Source organism: Desulfosporosinus sp., from assembly GCF_014237355.1.
Classification (GTDB): Bacteria; Bacillota; Desulfitobacteriia; order Desulfitobacteriales; family Desulfitobacteriaceae; genus Desulfosporosinus.
In genome coordinates this window covers 88,428-107,963 of record NZ_JABZFS010000080.1, presented here as the reverse complement: position 1 = coordinate 107,963, position 19,536 = coordinate 88,428, and the positions used below count along the sequence as shown (strand labels likewise).

General features: G+C 42.7%; 18 protein-coding genes and 1 tRNA gene. 9 read left to right on the top strand and 10 right to left on the bottom strand.

Annotated features, from left to right (window positions below; genetic code table 11):
• Window positions 1-1,002 (top strand): ABC transporter substrate-binding protein, encoded by a 1,002-nt coding sequence (locus tag HGJ98_RS19820; RefSeq protein ID WP_291353439.1) that lies wholly within the window; start codon window positions 1-3, stop codon window positions 1,000-1,002.
• 25 nt (window positions 1,003-1,027) lie between these two features.
• On the top strand, window positions 1,028-1,774 hold the full coding sequence (locus HGJ98_RS19815) for an ABC transporter ATP-binding protein (RefSeq protein ID WP_291353438.1): 747 nt from the start codon (window positions 1,028-1,030) through the stop codon (window positions 1,772-1,774).
• A gap of 37 nt (window positions 1,775-1,811) precedes the next feature.
• Here HGJ98_RS19815 and HGJ98_RS19810 read toward each other — a convergent pair whose 3' ends face one another.
• Window positions 1,812-3,041 carry a cation:proton antiporter gene (locus HGJ98_RS19810; RefSeq protein WP_291353437.1) on the bottom strand — a complete coding sequence of 410 codons (1,230 nt, stop codon included), beginning with the start codon at window positions 3,039-3,041 and terminating at the stop codon, window positions 1,812-1,814.
• The gene (locus HGJ98_RS19805; RefSeq protein ID WP_291353436.1) at window positions 3,041-3,541 is read right to left on the bottom strand and encodes a cation:proton antiporter regulatory subunit; all 501 of its coding nucleotides are present in this window, start codon (window positions 3,539-3,541) and stop codon (window positions 3,041-3,043) included. The genes HGJ98_RS19810 and HGJ98_RS19805 overlap by 1 nt, the downstream gene beginning before the upstream one ends.
• Before the next feature lie 426 nt (window positions 3,542-3,967).
• On the opposite strand from HGJ98_RS19805, the gene argF reads away from it, so the two are divergent.
• From argF to HGJ98_RS19775, 6 genes are all read left to right on the top strand, one after another.
• Complete coding sequence (gene argF, locus HGJ98_RS19800; protein WP_291353435.1) at window positions 3,968-4,912, top strand: ornithine carbamoyltransferase; 945 nt, start codon at window positions 3,968-3,970, stop codon at window positions 4,910-4,912.
• Window positions 4,913-5,028: 116 nt separating this feature from the next.
• On the top strand, window positions 5,029-6,237 hold the full coding sequence (locus HGJ98_RS19795; RefSeq protein WP_291353434.1) for an argininosuccinate synthase: 1,209 nt from the start codon (window positions 5,029-5,031) through the stop codon (window positions 6,235-6,237).
• A gap of 213 nt (window positions 6,238-6,450) precedes the next feature.
• The gene (argH, locus tag HGJ98_RS19790; protein WP_291353433.1) at window positions 6,451-7,833 is read left to right on the top strand and encodes an argininosuccinate lyase; all 1,383 of its coding nucleotides are present in this window, start codon (window positions 6,451-6,453) and stop codon (window positions 7,831-7,833) included.
• Between the two features lie 575 nt (window positions 7,834-8,408).
• Window positions 8,409-9,863 (top strand): nicotinate phosphoribosyltransferase, encoded by a 1,455-nt coding sequence (locus tag HGJ98_RS19785; protein ID WP_291353432.1) that lies wholly within the window; start codon window positions 8,409-8,411, stop codon window positions 9,861-9,863.
• A 2-nt stretch (window positions 9,864-9,865) separates the two neighbouring features.
• Entirely contained in the window at window positions 9,866-10,639 is a 774-nt protein-coding gene (nadE, locus tag HGJ98_RS19780) for an NAD(+) synthase (RefSeq protein WP_291353431.1), read from the top strand.
• Between the two features lies 1 nt (window position 10,640).
• On the top strand, window positions 10,641-11,237 hold the full coding sequence (locus tag HGJ98_RS19775) for a hypothetical protein (protein ID WP_291353430.1): 597 nt from the start codon (window positions 10,641-10,643) through the stop codon (window positions 11,235-11,237).
• A 117-nt stretch (window positions 11,238-11,354) separates the two neighbouring features.
• Here HGJ98_RS19775 and murC read toward each other — a convergent pair whose 3' ends face one another.
• The 4 genes from murC to HGJ98_RS19755 all read right to left on the bottom strand — a co-directional run bounded on the left by murC (window position 11,355) and on the right by HGJ98_RS19755 (window position 16,143).
• Complete coding sequence (gene murC / locus HGJ98_RS19770; RefSeq protein ID WP_291353429.1) at window positions 11,355-12,707, bottom strand: UDP-N-acetylmuramate--L-alanine ligase; 1,353 nt, start codon at window positions 12,705-12,707, stop codon at window positions 11,355-11,357.
• A gap of 90 nt (window positions 12,708-12,797) precedes the next feature.
• Entirely contained in the window at window positions 12,798-13,454 is a 657-nt protein-coding gene (locus tag HGJ98_RS19765; RefSeq protein WP_291353428.1) for a cytochrome b/b6 domain-containing protein, read from the bottom strand.
• Between the two features lie 158 nt (window positions 13,455-13,612).
• Window positions 13,613-15,010, bottom strand: a complete 1,398-nt coding sequence (locus HGJ98_RS19760) for a nickel-dependent hydrogenase large subunit (RefSeq protein ID WP_291353427.1) — start codon at window positions 15,008-15,010, stop codon at window positions 13,613-13,615.
• Between the two features lie 8 nt (window positions 15,011-15,018).
• Window positions 15,019-16,143 carry a hydrogenase small subunit gene (locus HGJ98_RS19755; protein WP_291353426.1) on the bottom strand — a complete coding sequence of 375 codons (1,125 nt, stop codon included), beginning with the start codon at window positions 16,141-16,143 and terminating at the stop codon, window positions 15,019-15,021.
• Window positions 16,144-16,289: 146 nt separating this feature from the next.
• Here HGJ98_RS19755 and HGJ98_RS19750 point away from each other — a divergent pair.
• Window positions 16,290-16,364, top strand: a tRNA-Thr gene (locus HGJ98_RS19750).
• A 175-nt stretch (window positions 16,365-16,539) separates the two neighbouring features.
• Here the strand turns inward: HGJ98_RS19750 and HGJ98_RS19745 are convergent.
• The 4 genes from HGJ98_RS19745 to HGJ98_RS22455 form a co-directional block, all read right to left on the bottom strand.
• Window positions 16,540-17,784, bottom strand: coding sequence for a site-specific integrase (locus tag HGJ98_RS19745; RefSeq protein ID WP_291353425.1), 1,245 nt, complete (start codon window positions 17,782-17,784; stop codon window positions 16,540-16,542).
• A 221-nt stretch (window positions 17,785-18,005) separates the two neighbouring features.
• Window positions 18,006-18,815, bottom strand: a complete 810-nt coding sequence (locus HGJ98_RS19740; protein ID WP_291353424.1) for an ImmA/IrrE family metallo-endopeptidase — start codon at window positions 18,813-18,815, stop codon at window positions 18,006-18,008.
• Window positions 18,816-18,820: 5 nt separating this feature from the next.
• Window positions 18,821-19,249: a helix-turn-helix domain-containing protein gene (locus HGJ98_RS19735; protein WP_291353423.1), complete on the bottom strand. Its 429-nt coding sequence runs from the start codon at window positions 19,247-19,249 to the stop codon at window positions 18,821-18,823.
• 90 nt (window positions 19,250-19,339) lie between these two features.
• Window positions 19,340-19,480: a hypothetical protein gene (locus HGJ98_RS22455; protein WP_367142755.1), complete on the bottom strand. Its 141-nt coding sequence runs from the start codon at window positions 19,478-19,480 to the stop codon at window positions 19,340-19,342.
• Between the last annotated feature and the right edge of the window lie 56 nt (window positions 19,481-19,536).

Below are 19,536 nucleotides of genomic sequence, written 5' to 3'. Positions count from 1 at the left end.
ATGAAAAAGAAGTTTGTTGCTTTGATGGCTGCGGTTTTAATGATAATTGGCTTAACTGGCTGTTCACAAACAGGTACAGAAAAGCCAACCCAACAGTCGACCGAAAAGATCACCTTTGTCCTGGATTGGACCCCCAACACCAACCATACGGGAGTATACGCTGCAAAGGAATTAGGATATTTTAAGGATGCTGGTCTGGAAGTCGATATCATTCAACCCCCAGAGGGTGGAGCTTTGCCCCTAGTAGCAGCGGGAAAGGCAGAGTTTACAGTAAGTTTCCAAGAGGAAATTGCCGCTGCTATTACCTCGAATAGTCCGTTGGATGTCGTTGCGGTAGGTACCATCTTGCAACATAATACATCAGGAATTATCTCCTTAAAAGAGGATAATATCCTAGGTCCCAAAAACATGGAGAACAAAGTATACGCAACCTGGGATACCCCTGTCGAAAAAGCCATTTTGAAGCAAGTCATCACAAAAGACGGTGGGAACTACGATAATGTAAAAATGATTCCCAGTACCGTAACTGATATTATTTCAGCCCTGCAAAGCAATGTTGATGCCGTATGGATTTACTATGGTTGGGATGGAGTAGCCACCAAAGTGAAAGGTCTAGATACAAACTTCTTCTCTTTTAAAGACATTGATCCAGTGTTGGATTTTTACACCCCGGTGATCGCGTCCAGTCAGACATACCTAAATCAAAATGAAGATACTGCTAAAAAGTTTTTAGTAGCCGTAGCAAAAGGGTACGAATACGCCATTGCAAATCCAGAAGAAGCAGCTAAAATCCTAGTGAAGTATGCCCCTGAAGTGGATCTGGATATTGCAACAGCCAGCCAGAAATACCTTGCGGATCAGTATAAGGCTGAAGTCAAACAATGGGGATATATTGATCAGGAGCGGTGGGACAATTTCTATACCTGGATGTTTGAGAACAAGCTCATACCGAATAAACTCGATTCTGGAGCAGGATTTACAAACGCTTATCTGGCCAAGTAGGGCTTCATGACATATAGGAGTAACCATGGGTAAAATAAAGCTTGAAACCCAAACTATATCTAAGAGTTTTGCGGGTGAATTAATCATCAAGGATATCAATATTAACCTTGGAGAGAACGAGTTGGTAAGCTTATTAGGTGTAAGTGGGATCGGCAAAAGTACTCTCTTCAACGTGATTGCAGGCGTGCTTCCCCCTGAAACAGGGCATGTGCTCTTAAATGGTGAGGATATAACCGGGCAGGCAGGCAAAGTGAGCTATATGCAGCAAAAAGACTTGATGCAGCCCCACCTGACTGTGCTGGATAATGTTGCATTGCCGCTTTTTATTCGGGGTGTAAACAAGCAGAAGGCCAGAACTCAGGCGCTTAGCTACTTCGCAGATTTTGGACTGGAGGGGACTCAGAAGAAGTATCCCATCCAGCTTTCAGGAGGGATGCGCCAGCGTGCTGCACTCTTAAGAACGTATTTATTTTCCCACGAGGTGGCACTTTTTGACGAGCCCTTTTCTGCCTTGGATGCCATTACAAAAAATGCGATGCACAAGTGGTATCTCGAGTTAATGGGACGCATTAACATGTCTGCGTTATTCATCACCCACGATGTTGATGAAGCCATTTTGCTTTCGGATAGGGTCTATATCATGACTGGACCTCCCGGGATGATTGCTCATGAGATTGTTATCGATACGCCACGACCTAGAGGAGATCAGTTCTCGGTCTCCGAGGCATTTATCCGATATAAACGACAGATTATTAAGCAACTTTCCTCTTAGACCTAGCAAAAAGAGTACAGGTCAATGAGTTGTTCACTCATTGACCTGTACTTTTTCTTAACTTCCTTCTATCAGGAATTTGCGGCCATTTCAGCAGTGGCCTTAATTGATTATAGACCCAACGAGATTCCTTCGTCATTAGGGGGCCTAGAATGGCGAGAATGAGAACATATAAGGCGGCAAAGGGTTGGAGTGCAGGCAATAATCCGCCTGCTTTTGCAAGAGTGGCTAAAATGATCGAAAATTCACCCCTCGAAATAATGGATAAACCAATATTCAGTGAAGCTCTGTGGGAAAGACTCGCTTTTCTCCCTGCCCAGACGCCGGACACGATATTACCTAAGAGAGTTAAGAGAACAGCTGCTACGGCAGGCCAAACAGCTCCCCCCAAGGCAAAAGGGTCAATGCTTAGGCCAAAACTAAAGAAAAAAAGAGCCCCAAAGAAATCTCTAAAGGAAACAATTAAATGCTCTATACGTTCGGAATGCTCTGTTTCTGCCAGGACCAGACCAATGAGTAAAGCCCCGATGGCTTCAGCAATGTGCAGGGTTTCAGAGAAACCCGCTACCAAAACTAAAATAGAGAATATAACAAGCATAAACGTTTCATCCGAGGGGATATCCAACCAACGGTCAAGTTTTGGAACCAGCTTATGCCCCAAAAAAAGAAAACCTCCGATAAATAACAGGGCCATTAAGGCACTCATAGCTATTTCTGAAATGGAAGTGGAACCGGCAAGAACTAGACCAGAAACAACGGAAAAGTAAATAGCCACGAAGACATCTTGAAACATCATCAACCCCAATATGATCTCCGTTTCATCGTTAGCCGCTCTCTTTAAATCGACAATGACTTTTGCTACGATGGCACTAGAAGAGATGGTCATAATACCTGCCACGACAAGTATTTCCTTAACAGGCCAACCCAGTAGCAAAGGGAATATAATAGCTACAGATAAGTTAATAACCATATAAATTGTACCGCTTCTGATGATGGATGGCCCAGCAGTTAAAAGACGTTTAATCGAGAACTCTAACCCTAGAGAAAACAAGAGGAACAGCACTCCTAAACGCCCCATGAATTCAATCAATGGGGCGCTGTGAATAAATCGAAAGTCTAAGACGCTTATGTGAGGTGCTTGCGGACCAACGATCATGCCAGTCAGGATTAGGATTGGTACAATAGAAATTCGGAGTTTACCGGCGAAAAGTCCTGCAGCAGCAATCAAGGCTAGTGCAAGCCCTATCTCCAGTATCAAATGCTCCATTACTGAACACTCCCATGAACTAAGAGATGCTTACAGGCTTTAACTTGTTTTTTTTCACCAAGAATTACGACAGTAGAGCCATTACTAAAGGCCGCCTCAGGTCCAGGGTTCACTGTTTTACTCTGATCCTCTTCTACAATAGCTATTATCGTTCCTCCAGTAATCTGTCGGATACACAATTCTTTGATAGTTTTACCAATGGCATACGCTCCGGGCTCAATTTTGTACCATTCGATAAGCATATCTCCTAAGGCGACATCTACAGTCTCTAATGCTTTAGGGCGATAAGTCATCCCTCCTAGAATAGCAGCTATACAACGGGATTCTTCGTCATCTAAAGTGACCATAGAGATAGAATCATCTGGGTCCTCACGATAAAAATGATAAATTTCCCTACGGCCGTCATCATGTACAACGACGACAACCTTCTCTCCGCTGCGGGTTTGGAGTTGAAACTTCTTACCAATACCCGGTAAATCTGTTTCTTTAATTGATTTCATGATGTTTACCTCCATTAACTTACTCTAACGTATTAGCATATAGGAAACAGTAACCGTAAAGTAGGTAGTTTCCAACCCTATAAGTGTATCTATTTAATAGTTCTATTATATAATCAATTATCCATTAGTGCCATCTTTAGCCAATAAAACTCTGATCTTTGTGTCAGATTAAATAGTTAAATAGCATTTTGCACAAACAATGGATAGATGATATGTTAGTTTAATCACTCAAGGAGAAAAGTTTTTGTTTGTGTAAAAGCTAGAAATACTAATATAATATATACTTGGGATCTCTAAAAAGCTCCTACCCCTCGTGCCCATTTTGGAAGCTTTTTGGTAACTGGTAAAGCAAAGCAGAAGATGATTTACCTATTGAATTATTATACAGTGAAGTGTATAATAATTCATATTAAAGGAGTGGATGTAATGAAAACAATTGATAAATCCCTATTTAAAGGACGGGATTTTATTTCCCTTCATGATTTCAATCAAGATGAATTAAGCTATATCTTAGATGTAGCTAAAGACCTTAAAGCAGAGCAAAAAGCCGGACGCCCACATCCAATCCTTCAGGGAAAAACCTTGGGAATGGTATTTACAAAGTCATCTACACGGACTCGAGTTTCTTTTGAAGTAGGGATGTATCAACTTGGAGGACATGCACTTTTTCTGAGCGGACGAGATATCCAACTTGGCAGAGGAGAGCCTATTTCCGATACGGCGCGGGTTCTTTCTCGGATGGTCGACGGAATCATGATACGAACGTTCAGTCACCAAGAAGTCTTAGAGTTAGCAGAGTTTGCTACAATACCGATTATTAATGGACTTACAGACCAACTTCATCCATGTCAGGTTCTGGCCGATCTCATGACGATTCAGGAGCATAAAGGACGCTTAGAGGGCTTAAAGCTTGCCTATGTTGGTGATGGAAACAACATGGCACATTCTTTGATGTTTGGCGGAGCTAAGATGGGCTTGCATGTTGTCATTGCTTCTCCTCAGGGTTATAAACCTGATCCAGCGATTGTCACCATGGCCCAGGCCGATGCCAAGAATAATGGTGGATTAGTAGAGGTAGTCGATGACCCCTCAGAAGCTGTTAAAGGTGCAGATGTGCTTTACACGGATGTTTGGGCAAGTATGGGTCAAGAAGGAGAGGCCCAGGAGCGTATGGCAGCGTTTAAAGGGTATCAAATTAATTCAAACTCTTTGAAACTAGCAAATCAATCCGCTATTGTTCTTCATTGTCTTCCCGCTCACCGTGGGGAAGAGATAACCGACGAGGTGATCGAGGGTGCCCAATCAGTGGTTTTCGATGAGTCAGAAAACCGTCTACACGCTCAGAAGGCGGTAATGGCCTTAGTTATGTAACATCGCATGAACTTGCGTGTAAATAATTAAAAAATATAGTAGAATACTATACACAATAATCAGCCACATAATCTAGGTAGGGGTTAAAAACTTGTTGGAGAGGGAGAATAATAACTATGAAAAAAGTTGTTTTAGCGTATTCTGGTGGGTTAGATACCTCCATTATTATTCCTTGGCTTAAGGAGACTTATGGGTATGAAGTAATTGCTATGGCGGCGGATCTTGGCCAAGGGGAAGAACTGGCTCCTCTTCAAGAGAAGGCAATTAAAAGTGGTGCAAGCAAGCTGTATATTGAGGATCTAAGAGAGGAATTCCTTACAGAATTCGTTTTCCCGACCTTGAAGGCTGGGGCAGTGTATGAAGGCGACTATCTTTTAGGAACCTCTTTTGCCCGTCCATTAATCGCCCGTCGGTTAGTGGAAATTGCGGAGAAGGAGGGAGCGGTTGCGATTGCTCATGGTGCAACGGGTAAAGGTAATGACCAAGTGAGATTTGAATTGAGTGTTAAAGCCCTCAATCCAGACTTGGAGATCATTGCACCTTGGCGGATTTGGGATCTTAAGTCTCGAGAAGATTGCATTGACTATGCTCAAGCACGTGGAATTCCGGTTCCGGTAACCAAGGATCGTCCGTATAGTATGGACCGCAACCTTTGGCATCTCAGCCACGAGGGAGGAGACCTGGAAGATCCCTGGAATGAGCCCAAACGAGACCTTTATTTGCTTGGTGTTTCTCCCGAGGATGCTCCAGATGAAGCAACCTACCTGGAGCTTGGGTTCGAACAAGGGGTTCCGACTTCTTTGAATGGTCAGCAAATTGCTCCTGTTGATCTATTAGAAACCCTCAATGAACTGGGCGGAAAAAATGGGGTTGGAATTGTTGACATGGTCGAAAACCGACTTGTTGGGATGAAATCTCGCGGAGTCTATGAAACACCTGGAGGAACTATTCTTTATTTTGCTCATCAAGCGTTAGAACGTCTTACCCTTGACCGCTTAACCTTACATTATAAAGAACAAATCGCCTTAAAATATGCGGAAATTGTCTACGATGGAACTTGGTATACCCCGCTTCGTGAAGCCCTAGATGCCTTCGTTAATGTGACTCAGAAAAACGCTACGGGTACAGTTCGAGTAAAATTATACAAAGGAAATTGCAGCTTAGCGGGTGTAAAATCCCCTTATTCCCTTTATAATGAAGCGTATGCGACCTTTGGTGAAGATGGGGTATATGATCAAAAGGATGCCGGAGGATTTATTAACCTTTTCGGTTTACCACTGAAGGTAAGAGCTTTGATGGAAAAACAATCAGGGTTGCGTAAATAGGAGTAAAGTGTAGCGCCGGGCCCCCCGGCGCTTTCTTTACGTATATGGTAGGGTCAATTCATGAATTGACCCTACGGGTATAGAAAAGCAATCAAGCACTATGTCATCCTGAGGGAGGCACGACTGAAGGATCTAGATCCTTCGCTATCGCTCAGGATGACATTAACCTAAACTAATTTTCAGGATAATAAATAGATGAAAGGGAGATGTAACGTGAAACTTTGGGGCGGACGTTTTGAAAAAAGTACAGAGGGGTTGGTGGAGGACTTTCATTCCTCAATACGGTTCGATCAGCGCCTATATAAACAGGATATTCAAGGGAGTATCGCTCATGCAAGGATGCTGGGGAGCGTTGGAGTCATCTCAGAGGCGGAAGCAAACCATCTAATTAAGGGCTTGACCGAGATCCTAGCAGACATTCAAGCGGGAAAGATTGAGTTTGAGATTGGTGCAGAAGACATTCATATGAATGTCGAGAAGCTTCTCACTGAGCGGATTGGCCCTGTAGGGAAAAAGTTACATACTGGACGGAGCCGAAATGACCAGGTCGCTTTGGACTTAAGACTGTTTTTAAAAACTGAAATTGATCAGACAAAGTCCTTGGTGGAACAGTTGATTCAGACCCTTCTCTACCTGTCGGAGGAGCATCTGGAAACCTGGATGCCAGGCTATACTCATCTGCAGAAGGCTCAGCCGATTACGCTGGCACATCATCTCATGGCTTATGTGCAAATGTTTTTACGTGACCTAGGTCGACTTAAAGATACACGTAAACGCTTAAACATTTCCCCCCTCGGTTCTGGGGCTATGGCCGGGACGACGTTCCCTCTTGACCGGGAACAAGTGGCTCTGGAACTGGGCTTAGATGGAGTCACATTAAACAGCCTGGACGGGGTAAGTGACCGGGATTTTGCCCTTGAGTTTCTGGCAAGTGCATCCATCCTCATGATGCATTTGAGTCGGCTGTGTGAGGAACTTGTTCTTTGGTCTAGCGGGGAATTTCAGTTCATCTCCATGGATGACGGATATTCTACGGGTTCTAGTATCATGCCTCAAAAGAAAAATCCGGATGTGGCAGAGTTAGTTAGGGGAAAAACCGGACGTGTGTATGGAGATTTGATGGCTCTTTTAACCGTTATGAAAGGGCTTCCCCTCGCTTACAACAAAGATATGCAAGAGGATAAAGAACAGGTCTTTGATGCTGTAGATACTATTCAGAAATGCTTGTTGGTTGTAGAACCTATGCTAAGAACTATGCAGGTCCATCGGGATACAATGGCTTTTGGAGCCAAAGGGGGGTTTACCAATGCCACAGATCTAGCTGATTATCTGGCAAAGAAAGGGGTACCTTTCCGGGAAGCCCATGAATTAGTCGGACGGATAGTTTTACATTGCAGTAAAAATGGAATGGGGTTAGAAGATCTAAGTTTAAGCGACTATCAAAAGCTCTCCCCAGTTTTTGAAGAAGATCTATTTAGCTCAATTGGTATCGAATTCTGTGTTCGGGCTCGCAAGATTACAGGAGGTCCTTCTCCCGAGACTGTCTCTAAGGGAATTAAGATGAGTCGTATGCTATTAGAAAATTTGCTTTGGTAGACGACTAATTCTGAGTTCACAGTACCTTTTTAAATATTATGTCGAAGGAAAACTGCTGCAAAGTTGGTGTTAGAGGATTTCGACGTAAAATAAGGCTTAATCTGGAATTGTGTACTATAAAGGAGTATTGATACCGGTATAGGGTTCCAGAAAAGTTTGTACCATGCGTCATTAAAGGATGTATAACCTTAGTTTTCAACAGAATGAGAAAAAAAGCTGTGTATAGTGTGGATAAACCTGTGGATAAAGTCAGTATAGGTCGTATTCTATAGTGGATAACACGGGGATAGAAGGTGGACAATCCTTCCTCCCCTGTGGATAACTCTTTTGTTTTTTCGCGGAAATTTTACATAATACACGATTAAAACCTAAAGCCAGCTTTAGGTTTTAATCCTAGGAAAGTATAATTAATCGTTACATCTGAAGGGCACTTTTCTTTATTTTAAGTCTAAGGCAGGAATATCCTGCATAGAGGTCGAAATTCTCACGCATGAATTTTTATAGATATTACATCCTATAGTTAGACACATTCAAATTAGAATGTGCATTGATAGTACAAAGCGAGGCATAATTAAATGGAAAATCGGACGATGCTAACAGATTTATATCAATTAACAATGATGCAAGGTTATTTAGTAAACGGTTATCAGGACAAGGAAGCTGTATTCGATGTCTACTTTCGGTCGTTACCATTTAAAGGTGGATATGCGCTGGCTGCAGGGCTTGAACAAGTTGTCGAATATATTGAAAACCTCTCCTTTGGGGAAGAGGATTTGGCATATTTAAGAAGCCTTAACCTATTTAGCGAAGAGTTTATTGAAGAATTAAGTAGATTCCATTTCACGGGGGATATTGATGCCATACCGGAAGGAACTCCGGTCTTTCCCTACGAACCCTTGATTCGTGTCAAGGGACGTATCTTTGAAACTCAGCTTCTGGAGACCACAATTCTTAACCTAGTTAATTTTGAGACTCTTATTGCAACAAAGGCGTCTCGAGTAGTCACTGCTGCAGATGGGGGACCTGTCATGGAGTTTGGCTTACGGAGAGCGCAAGGGCCGGACGCTGGGATTTTAGGAGCACGAGCAGCTTTTATCGGAGGATGCCAATCAACATCCAATGTCTTAGCAGGAAAGCGTTACGGTATCCCGGTGTCAGGGACTCAGGCTCATAGCTGGATTCAATGCTTTCCAACAGAATTGGAAGCCTTTCGAGCCTATGCTCACACCTTTCCCGATCGTTGCTTATTGCTAGTGGATACCTATAATGTCCTCAAATCAGGCGTGCCAAATGCCATTAAAGTCGGGCTTGAGTTGGAAGCAAGAGGGCACCATTTTGTTGGTATTCGTCTTGACAGTGGAGATCTAACCTATTTGTCTAAAGAAGCCCGTCGTATGCTTGACGAAGCAGGGCTTAAGGATGCCATCATTGTGGCGTCGAATGATTTAGATGAGGAAACTATCTTCGCGATTCGTGCTCAGGGGGCAGCGATCAATTCCTGGGGTGTTGGAACCAATCTCATTACATCTAAAGATAACCCTTCTTTAGGGGGAGTTTACAAACTGGCTGCCGAAGGAGAACAGGGGGTTTTTCATCCTCGGTTAAAGGTCTCGGAGAATATCGCAAAGATCACCAATCCCGGAATCAAGAAAGTTGTGCGCTTTTACGATAGAGCAGGAAAAGCTATGGCAGATCTTATTGCAATGGAAGATGACGTTTTTGATCCAGAAAAACCTCTGACTATTTTCGATCCTATTCAGACGTGGAAACGAAAAACATTAACCAATTTCCATACTAGGGAACTATTGATCCCAGTATTCAGGGGCGGGAAACGAGTGTATGAATTACCTAAGCTCAAGGAAATTCAAACCTATGCAAAACAAGAGTTAGACACTTTTTGGGATGAAGTGAAACGACTGATAAATCCGCACACCTATATTGTGGATTTATCGACCAATCTTTTTGAGTTAAAACAACAATTACTTTTAACGATTCATAATGATATAAAGCAAAAGCAGGGAGTGGAGTAAGAATGTGGACAGATCAGCAATTAGCAGACCGAATTGAACAAGCCATAGACTGGTTACGTGAAAAGGTCAGTGAGGCGAAGGCAAGGGGAGTTGTTGTAGGAATCTCCGGAGGAGTTGACTCAGCAGTAGTCGCAGGTCTCTGTAGTCGAGCATTTCCAGAGAATTCTATAGGGGTAGTTATGCCTAGCCATTCTGATCCGGAAGATGCAGAGGATGCACTATGGATCGCCGAGGGCTTCGAGATGAGAACGATAGAAGTAAACCTAAGTGGTGCACATACACAGGTCATGGGACAAGTAAAAAAGGGTCTGGAAAGTATAAGCTGCAGTTTAGTGGCAGAAAAAATGAGTCAAGGAAATTTGAAAGCTCGTTTACGTATGTCGACTCTCTATGCAGTGGCAAACGCTATGAATTATTTGGTCGTGGGAACGGATAATGCTCCTGAAAGCTATACCGGATATTTCACGAAATATGGTGATGGCGGTGTCGATCTTTTACCGATTAGTTCACTTACTAAGTCTGAAGTACGTGAATGGGCAAGGATGTTTGGTCTACCCATGAGAATTGCTACTCGTGTACCCACTGCCGGGCTATGGCCGGGTCAGACGGATGAAGCGGAAATGAGAGTTACTTATGACCAAATAGATCGCTACCTGCTAGGGGAAGAAGTCCCTCCTGAAATCCAAGAACGCATCGAGTCTCTCCATCGTCAGAGTGAACATAAACGCCACATGCCACCAAGCCTTGAACTTCCCAAACTTGAGAGGTTAGATTAAGGTGCGAATTGGAATAGATATTGACGGTGTCGTTTCTGATAGCTATCCTTTTTGGTTACAGGAATTAAATCGGCACTATGGCAAGAACATACCAGTCGTCGATGATTATGATATGCATGTGGCCTTTGGCGTTTCTAGTGAAGATATGAATAACTTTTTTGACAATAACGTAGAACGTTTGCTAATGATGCCTGAGCCAATACCAGGTGCTAAGGAAGGAATTGAAGCCCTTCTTCGAGATGGGCATGAAATAATTTATGTCACAGCAAGAACACCTGAACAAAAGGATCTTACATTGCAATGGTTTTTGTTAAAAGAAATTCATCATGAACATGTTCTCTGCACAGGATTTGGCAGTAAGGCGGAGGTTGTTAAAGAGTGGGGGATCGAGGCGTTTATTGAGGATTATCAAGTAAATGCCAAGCTGATAGCTGAATGTGGAGTCCCCGTATTTTTGTTAGATGCCAGTTATAACCAAGAGGAGCTCCCTCAGGGCATTATCCGATGCCACAATTGGAAGGATATTATCACAGGCATACGGGGGATTGAGTCAAAAAAACGTAAGACTCCACTTGAAGAAGGGGAAATCTTACGATGATAAACCAACAGCTATGACAATCTAATGGCAGTATAACCAAGAGCCTTACATATACTTATCTTAAGTACATGTAAGGCTCCTATTTAATAATAATTAGATATTTGTTCAGAACGCTACTTAACTAACAATTTCTAAGCCGACTTTATAGATATCTCCTGCCCCTAAAGTAAGGACAAGGTCTTCGGGCGCGAGTGTTTGATTAAGATAAACCTTGATATCGTCCAACGTTCCAATGTAGCGAGCTTGAACACCCTGTTGAAGGATCATTTCAGCTAGATTTGGGGCAGAAACCGTATGATGTTCTAGTTCTCGTGCCGAAGCGAAGATGTCGGCAATAACGACTTCGTCAGCTCCTTCAAAAGCTTGTGAAAACTCAAGTAAGAGTTTTTCCGTTCGGCTAAAGGTATGAGGCTGGAAAATAGCTCTAATACGACGATCAGGGAAAGAAAGTCGCGCTCCTTCCAGGGTCGTACGTATTTCCGTAGGATGATGGGCATAATCATCGACGATTAAAGCTCCATTTGTGTTACTGCCAATATGTTCAAAACGACGTTTCGTCCCATTAAACTTGCTTAAGCTAGAGAGGATTTCCTCCATAGGAATACCGATTTCATGACATAGGGCAATGGTTGCTAAGGCATTGACAATATTGTGTCTTCCCGCAACATGCAGATCCAAATCCCCAACGTACTTTCCTTTAAGCATGATTTTCATAGAACTCTTCTCATCTTTAAATAGGATTTCTGTTGCGCGAATATCCGCAGATTCAGAGATGCCAAAGGTTGTAATGGGCGCAGCTGATTTAAGGAATTGCCGGTTTGGATCTTCATCCCAAACGTAAATGTGACCGTGTTCAGGGACTTTTAGAGCTAATTCAGCAAAGGCAGACATAACATCCTCAAGGTCCTTAAAATAATCGGGATGATCAAATTCTATGTTGGTAATAATCAGGTGTTCTGGAGTGTAATTAAGAAAATGTCGACGATATTCACAAGACTCTGCTAAGAAAAATTCGCCTTTGCCGGAATGTGCATTTCCACCAATACTTGGGACATCGCTGCCAACAACGATGGTTGGATCTAATCCGGCTTGAAGCATAACGAGACCCATCATGGCGGTTGTTGTTGTTTTACCATGGGTTCCAGTCACGCAAATCCCTCGTTTTTTAGCAAGCAAGCGTCCTAGATATTGGGGATAACTTAATACCGGAATGTTGAGCTCTAAGGCTCGGGCAATTTCAGGATGTTGATTGGTGTAGGCCGCAGAGGTAACCACCAAATTAGCCTTTTCTACGTTACTTGGAGAAAAGCCTAAAACAGGAATATTGGCACGTTTTAACACACTGTCAGTATAAAAGCTTTCTTCAACATCAGATCCCGATATAGTAGCCCCTTCAATTTGCGCGCTAATTTGAGCTAGAGCGCTCATCCCAGTACCTTTAATACCAACAAAATGAATATGTAATGCCAAGGCAAATCGTCCCTTTCATGTATAAAACTCTACCCCCCATTATACCCAAACTTGAAGCAAAAAGTATCATATTATTCAAGGAAAATTTTTCTAACGATTGTTTGGGGTGGGTTTTCGTTCGTAACCGGTGACCATGGCCTGAAGTCGGCTGATATCTTCTGTTATACTCAGATAGATATGGACAGGGATTGTCGCAAGAAAATAAATACTAACAATAAACTTAACCCAACGAATGACTTGAAAACCTCCTACCAGCCTCCAGACCCAAATAAGATGCTCGCCTTCCCAATATGAGGCAAGGCCGAGAAGAGTTGCTACTAGAAACAGGACGAACCAGGAAGTATAGATTATTAGTTGCCCGCTATTATATTTTCTTCCTGGGGGGGGAGAAGAACGCAGAAAGAAATAATAGGCCATAAGTTGGGGGAAATGCTTGAGATCCTGAAGTTTTGGGATCAAAGAATCGTCCTTACGGATGAGAGCGTCTGCTATACGTATCCCCAAGAATCCAAGCGCAAACCAACAGGAAATTAGATGTATGGTTAGAACTTTGCTGAAATTTAGAGCCAAAAAACTAGCTGGTTTATGTAACTGAAGGCCAGATAATATAACAAGAGTTAGACTAAACGCAAATCCCCAATGAAAGATTCTAACCCAAATCGGCTGGGATTGTATAAGTGTTCCTTCTACGTTTCCCTTTTGAAGTTGTTTCCTGACAGATTTTCTTAGTTTGACATGGTGTTTCATGTTAATCCCTTATCCTTATACCGTACATTATGCCTCTGATAATTCCGCTAAAACTAAAATGAACTAAGCCCACTTGTAAAAGTTCGATGAAACTAGATGAAGCAGGCTCTCTAGAAGTTTTGTTTAAGATAAAAGAAATATCTCGTGGAGCCTCAGATTTAGACAGGAATTTCTAGGGCGCGAATCTTTTCTCCATCAATGATATGAACACTGCAGGAAAAGCAAGGGTCGAATGAGCGAATAACACGGCCCGCTTCCTTAAGGTCTTCAGATTGAATTTTTAAGCCTAGTATGGATGTTTCTCCGACACTAGGTGTTCCGGTTTCATCACGAGCACCAAAGTTTAAGGCTGAAGGGGTAACGATTTGATAATGTTTGACTCGCATGTTTTCAACCAATATCCAATGCCCTAAGGCACCGCGCATTGCTTCATGAAGCCCTATCCCTACCCCTGAATCTTGTCCCATCTTACGGTCCAAGGTTTCCGCTCCAGGTTCAAGACGGTTTAGCCATTCCAAGGTCGTAACAGCAATTTTTTTTAGTTCGATTGCTCGCGCCCATGTCCGACCGAGGGCACCATGGCCCAAAACCTCTTCTTTATTAATTATAGCCCTTGCTAGGGGGCCTACTTCTACGGGTTGTCCCCGGTAACGAGGAGATTTAACCCAAGTGTATCCTTTAGCTTGACTGCGGTCGGGAACCGTATCCTCTTCCATAGGGTGAAGAGGTCCGTGGGGCTTATACCAAGCGTAGGTGACATCTTCTGTAACATGTTTTTCACTAAAGCTTTCTCGTTTGCCTTGAAGAATGACCCCTTGGGGGTAAAGGGTGCTTCCCTCTGGACTGGGGAATCCTCCGACTGACAAATAGTTACCGATCCCTTTACCAAGATCGATGTACTCTGGGTAGCGCTCCATAATCAGAGTAACATCAGGTAATAGAACGTCATCGATAAAGCCGAGGATCATCATCATATACCCGCGATAACGGTTTACTTTATCTGCATCGACTTCCATACTGGCACCACCGGGAACAATCCCATGGCCATGAGGGGCCTTGCCTCCGAACACTGCAAAGGCAGCGTGGGCATCTCGAGAGATTTCTAGAGCTTTAAAGTAGTGTTCAGTCATAATTGTATTTTCTTGGCTGGTTAAACGTAAGTCTGATTCTGAATGGGGAATAAATGGGGCCAGATCTGGCCCCCGAAAATAATCAGGCATAGTGTATAAATAAAGGTGACGAATATGGTTCTGGATAAAATCACTAGCTAGGATAAGATTGCGAATTAACAACCCATTCGGGGGGACTTGCATCCCTAAAGCCTGCTCTACTGCTAGTGCCGCAGTAATAGCATGGGCAGATGAACAAATGCCGCAGATACGTTGAGTGTAATAGGGCATATCCATGGCGGAACGCCCGATTAGAATTTGCTCGAACCCCCGATAAAGTGTATCAGAAATATAGGCGTCCTTGATTTCCCCGTTTTCGAGCCAAGCTTCTAACAACATTGGATTATGGATTCTAGTCACTGGAAAGATAGTTTTCTTTTGCAGCATGCTAACTCCTAATTCTTAGTTTTCTTAAGCCGGTACTGATGATAAGTATTGACCTTTTTGATGGCGGGTCGATGTTGGACTTTGACAGAGCTCCTAAGTAAATTCTTTTGCAGGCGCCCCTTAGCGAGAGATGTCACAACATGTCCGGTAATCGCTACAGAGGTTAACCCTAGAACCCCTAGACCGATGGAGTCGGTGTTAACTTTTGTTCCCCCAGGAAAAGGGATATCGGGCAAATGTACTGTAAACGGGGACATCAAATCCGGATAACCGGGTTCCGTACACCCGATACAGGGCGTATTGCAACCAATCGGCCAATTAAATCGGTCATTCCAACGGCGGATGGAACAGTCGGCATAGGTGACCGGTCCTTTACAGCCGACTCGGAATAAGCATTCTTTTTGCCCGATATCAGTGGCAAAGATACCTTGGTCATAGTCAGCCCTGCGAGGACAGCGATTATGTATTGTTTCACCGTAAAAAAGTTTTGGCCGTCCAAATTTCTCAAGCTCAGGTTCACCATATAAAGCCAAATGGAGCAAGGTTCCCATAATCCAATCAGGATGAGCAGGGCAACCGGAAACATTTATGACTCTGCGCTCGGGTAAAATATTTTGTACTCCCGTTGCCTGAGTAGGATTGGGATAGCCTGCAACAGGGCCTCCGTAAGTAGCACAACTTCCAATGGCAACAACGTATTTTGCTTTGAGCCCTATACGGCGAACAAGATCGATCCCTGTAATTAACCTTCCATCCTCGTAAGCAACATGATTATAATGTCCGTCATCCCGTTGAATCATGGAACCCTGGACGATAAGAATATATTCGTTCGGAAGTTTTTCGTAGGTGTCCTGCAGAATTCTATAGGCTGCATCTCCTTGAACTTGGTTCATGGTCCAATCATAGCGCCAATCGACAATATTAGTAAGAATATCCGAAAAGGTTGGCGTCCAAATATTGTCAAGGGAGATACTGTCTCCAGTACAAGTGCCTGTCTCAATCATGACCACGGGAAGTTTTTTAACTTCACCAGCTGCCACAGCTTCTGCTAGAGGAGGAGTGATAAGTTGATAAAAATTGCCCAGAACGGCTCCTTTGACAGCCAATTTTAAAAAGTCACGTCGGCTTAGCATGGTTAATCCTCCTTGGAAGGGTATTATTTCCAAAAAGAGGAGAATAAACACCAATTTCCTAATAACTTTTGCATAAATCTAATTAATTTATCCTTAACAAACGAGTCGACTTATGTTATACTGTCTAAGTCGAATTTTTTATTTATGCCAATGTGGCTCAGGGGTAGAGCAGCTCACTCGTAATGAGCAGGTCGTCGGTTCGATTCCGACCATTGGCTCCATAGGAACACTACTCCCGCAAGAGATTGCGGGATTTTGTGTTTTTGGGGGATAGGCCCATTTTAACGAATCGTCGCCAAATCGTCGCCCAAATTTACACGCCTATACTATTCAACACAAAAATTCAACCCCCAGAAATATCTCTGAGGGTTGTTTTAGTCTGTATAAATATTCATCCTATGCAAGATTCCTTTTTGGGAAGGCAATTATTTTGGCACTTGCTGAAGTAGGTTGCGGGGGATCGGGTTCCTTTTTTGCTGCAGGTTTTAAAGCATTCTCAATAGCACTGGCTGCTTCATCTTTCATGCTGGCGTATACATGGCCATAGAGGCGCTTAGAAGTGGCAGGATCCGCGTGGCCAGCTCTTCGCGCAATTTCATTATCGGGAATTTTGTTGGCAATCATGATAGTGATGTTCGTATGGCGCAAATCGTGAAAGCGAATTTTAGGCAGATTGTGGTTTATGAGAAATTTACGGAACCAACTTGTAATAGTGTCTGGGAACATAGGCTTTCCGTCATCCTGGCAAAACACTAAATCGTTGTCGATATAATCCTCTCCTAATTCATCCCTAAGCTTTTCCTGATTCGCCAAATGAGTTCGTAAAGCGTCCATTACTAAGTCAGGTACTTTTATGTCTCTAATTCCTTTCTTGCTTTTTGTCCCCTTAATGAAGATCCCTTTTTTCTTTGTATATTGGACTGTTTGTCTGATTCTAAGAATATTGTTATCCCAGTCAATATCTTGCCGCCTTAGGCCGATGGTTTCACCTCGTCGAGTACCGCCATAAACTGCGATCGACACCATGGAGTATTTATCAATAGGCTCATTTCTTGCACACTCCAACATGACAACAGCTTGGTCAGGTTCGTAGTAAGAGGCTACATCGGAATCTGGGCGCTTTGGAATCTCAACGAAGTCAGCAGGGTTCTCTCGAATCATTTTCCATTTTACACCGGTCTTTAAGACTTTATGGAGAATGCAGTGATGTTTAAAGACAGTTGATTCAGATAGGCCGCCAGGCTTACCGTCTTTTCTGCCTTCTGTGCGTAAGTAGTTGTAATATCTTTGTAGGTGAAGAGGCATAAGTTGGTCAAGGGAAATAGAACCCAAACGGGGTTTAACATGTAGCTCGAACATTTTCTCGTCAAATTCATAAGTTCTGTCGCTAAGTTTCTGTAACCCGTAATCTTTTAGCCACACGTCCAGGAAATCACCAAAAGTTAATGTAGAGGGTGGGATGTAGGTGCCATTTCGGTATTCTTGGAGTATTCGATCGGCTTCCTCTTCAGCCTTTCGTTTGTTAGTGATTTCTGTAGGGATATAATCTCGGTCTCTACCGCCATCAGCATTTCGACCTTTATCAATGACAATTGTGTACCGATCCTTTGAGCGTTTCTCGACATGAGCTCTAACTTTCATTTTGATTTCTCCTAAGTTATCGGGGCTCTCAAAAAAACGAAAGCCCCACACTTCTCCGTTAAAGAGAAATGTGGGGCTCGAAGGCCCTCTGAAATGTTTGGCGCTCCGGGTCTCTCGCCGTCGCGATCCGGCACTGGTCCTCTGGCGCACTATATAGTGTATTTTATCATTAGTAAAATAAAGAATCAATTGTATTACTATAAAAAACTTCCTTATTAGTATTATCCGTAGTATGTGTTGTAATGTTCATCAACATATTCTGGTAACGGCTTAATTACTGATAAGGTAAGCTCTAACAAAGGCATTGATAGAGTCTCTTCTATAAGAGTGGTTCCACTAAAATGATTTGACCACACATCACTTGACACGCGGCGGCTAGAGGTAGGAAGGTCGATTCCATATTCAAAGTAATCATGGGCAGTTGAAGAAATGTGTAACGGCCCTCTGTCTTTAATTACACCAAAAAAACGTGGCGAGTGGAAAGTCCATTTTATGTTTTTATCCTTAGATAGAACTATGGCGCCTAAATCTTCCGTTGTTTTTATAAATCTTATAGCAGTGGAAATCAAAGATGTATCATACTTATTGGATAACTCAATGAGATTAAAAAGACTTAATTCATGTTTTTTTACATCTGGTAGAAAGTGATTCGAAGGCATTAATAGTTCAGAAGCGAATTGGTTGGCCTCTAATTCCGCAATTTTATCAGGATAGTAGTGATTTAAGTCGTTAAGGTTGCACTGATATGTATCTTGTAAATGTGCAGGAATAGAATAATGACCCAACTCATGCCCAATGCTAAAACGTTTACGATGCCAATTGCTTTCTCTATCGTTTATAATAATTCCAGTCTTTCCGTTCTTTTTTGCTATTAGGGATTCACAACTTAATCCTGAGTGATAATTAAGTAATATTCCGAGGTTTTTACAAATTACTTCCACCGGTGTAGGTACTGTACTGATTTTCAAATTGGCCAAAAGCTCCCGAGCGTAATGCTCGGGAGGTAGTTTCTGGACAAGAAAACTTGACATCAACTTCACTCTCCTAAAAGGGAGTCAATAATATCTAAATCATTTTTAGTTATTGTATTGCCTCTTGCGGCTACTGCTTGAGGTGCGAAAAGCCTTTCGACCGAGTTTCTGTTAAATCTCCATTCACGGCCTATCTTTGAAGCAATTAATCTGCCATCTTTAAGCATATTGTAAATAGTTTGTTGTGAAACTTTTAATAAATCGGAAACTTCGTCTACATTTAGAAATTCAGGCTTTTCTATTAATTTAGAATCGGCATATCCGCGGGCTATTTCCTGAATCATCCTAGCCTCTTCAGGGTCATACATCTTGTGATCGCAGCCGGTACAAACATAAGGTTCCACCCCTTGAATTTCTATTTTGTATTTTCCCCACGAGGCGGAGACACTGGTTTTAATCTTTTTCATCTCAGAACCACAATATACGCACTTCATTTGTTTGACCTCCTTTTGAGAATACCATTAATGATTTCCCAAACTTCATCTATAGTAGAACACACTGTAATAACCTCTGGAAAAGGGGAACTATCTGCAACTACAACATAGTAACAAGGAATACCGCCTGTAGCTTGTTGAAATATCACCTTGATATCTCTGCCATGATTTTTGAGTTTCGATATTTGCACCATATAAAATGCAATCATAGACTTGATCAATTGTTATCATTCTCTCACCCATGCGTTCCATAGCATGAGCAGAAAAGCCAATTTTTCCACTCCAAG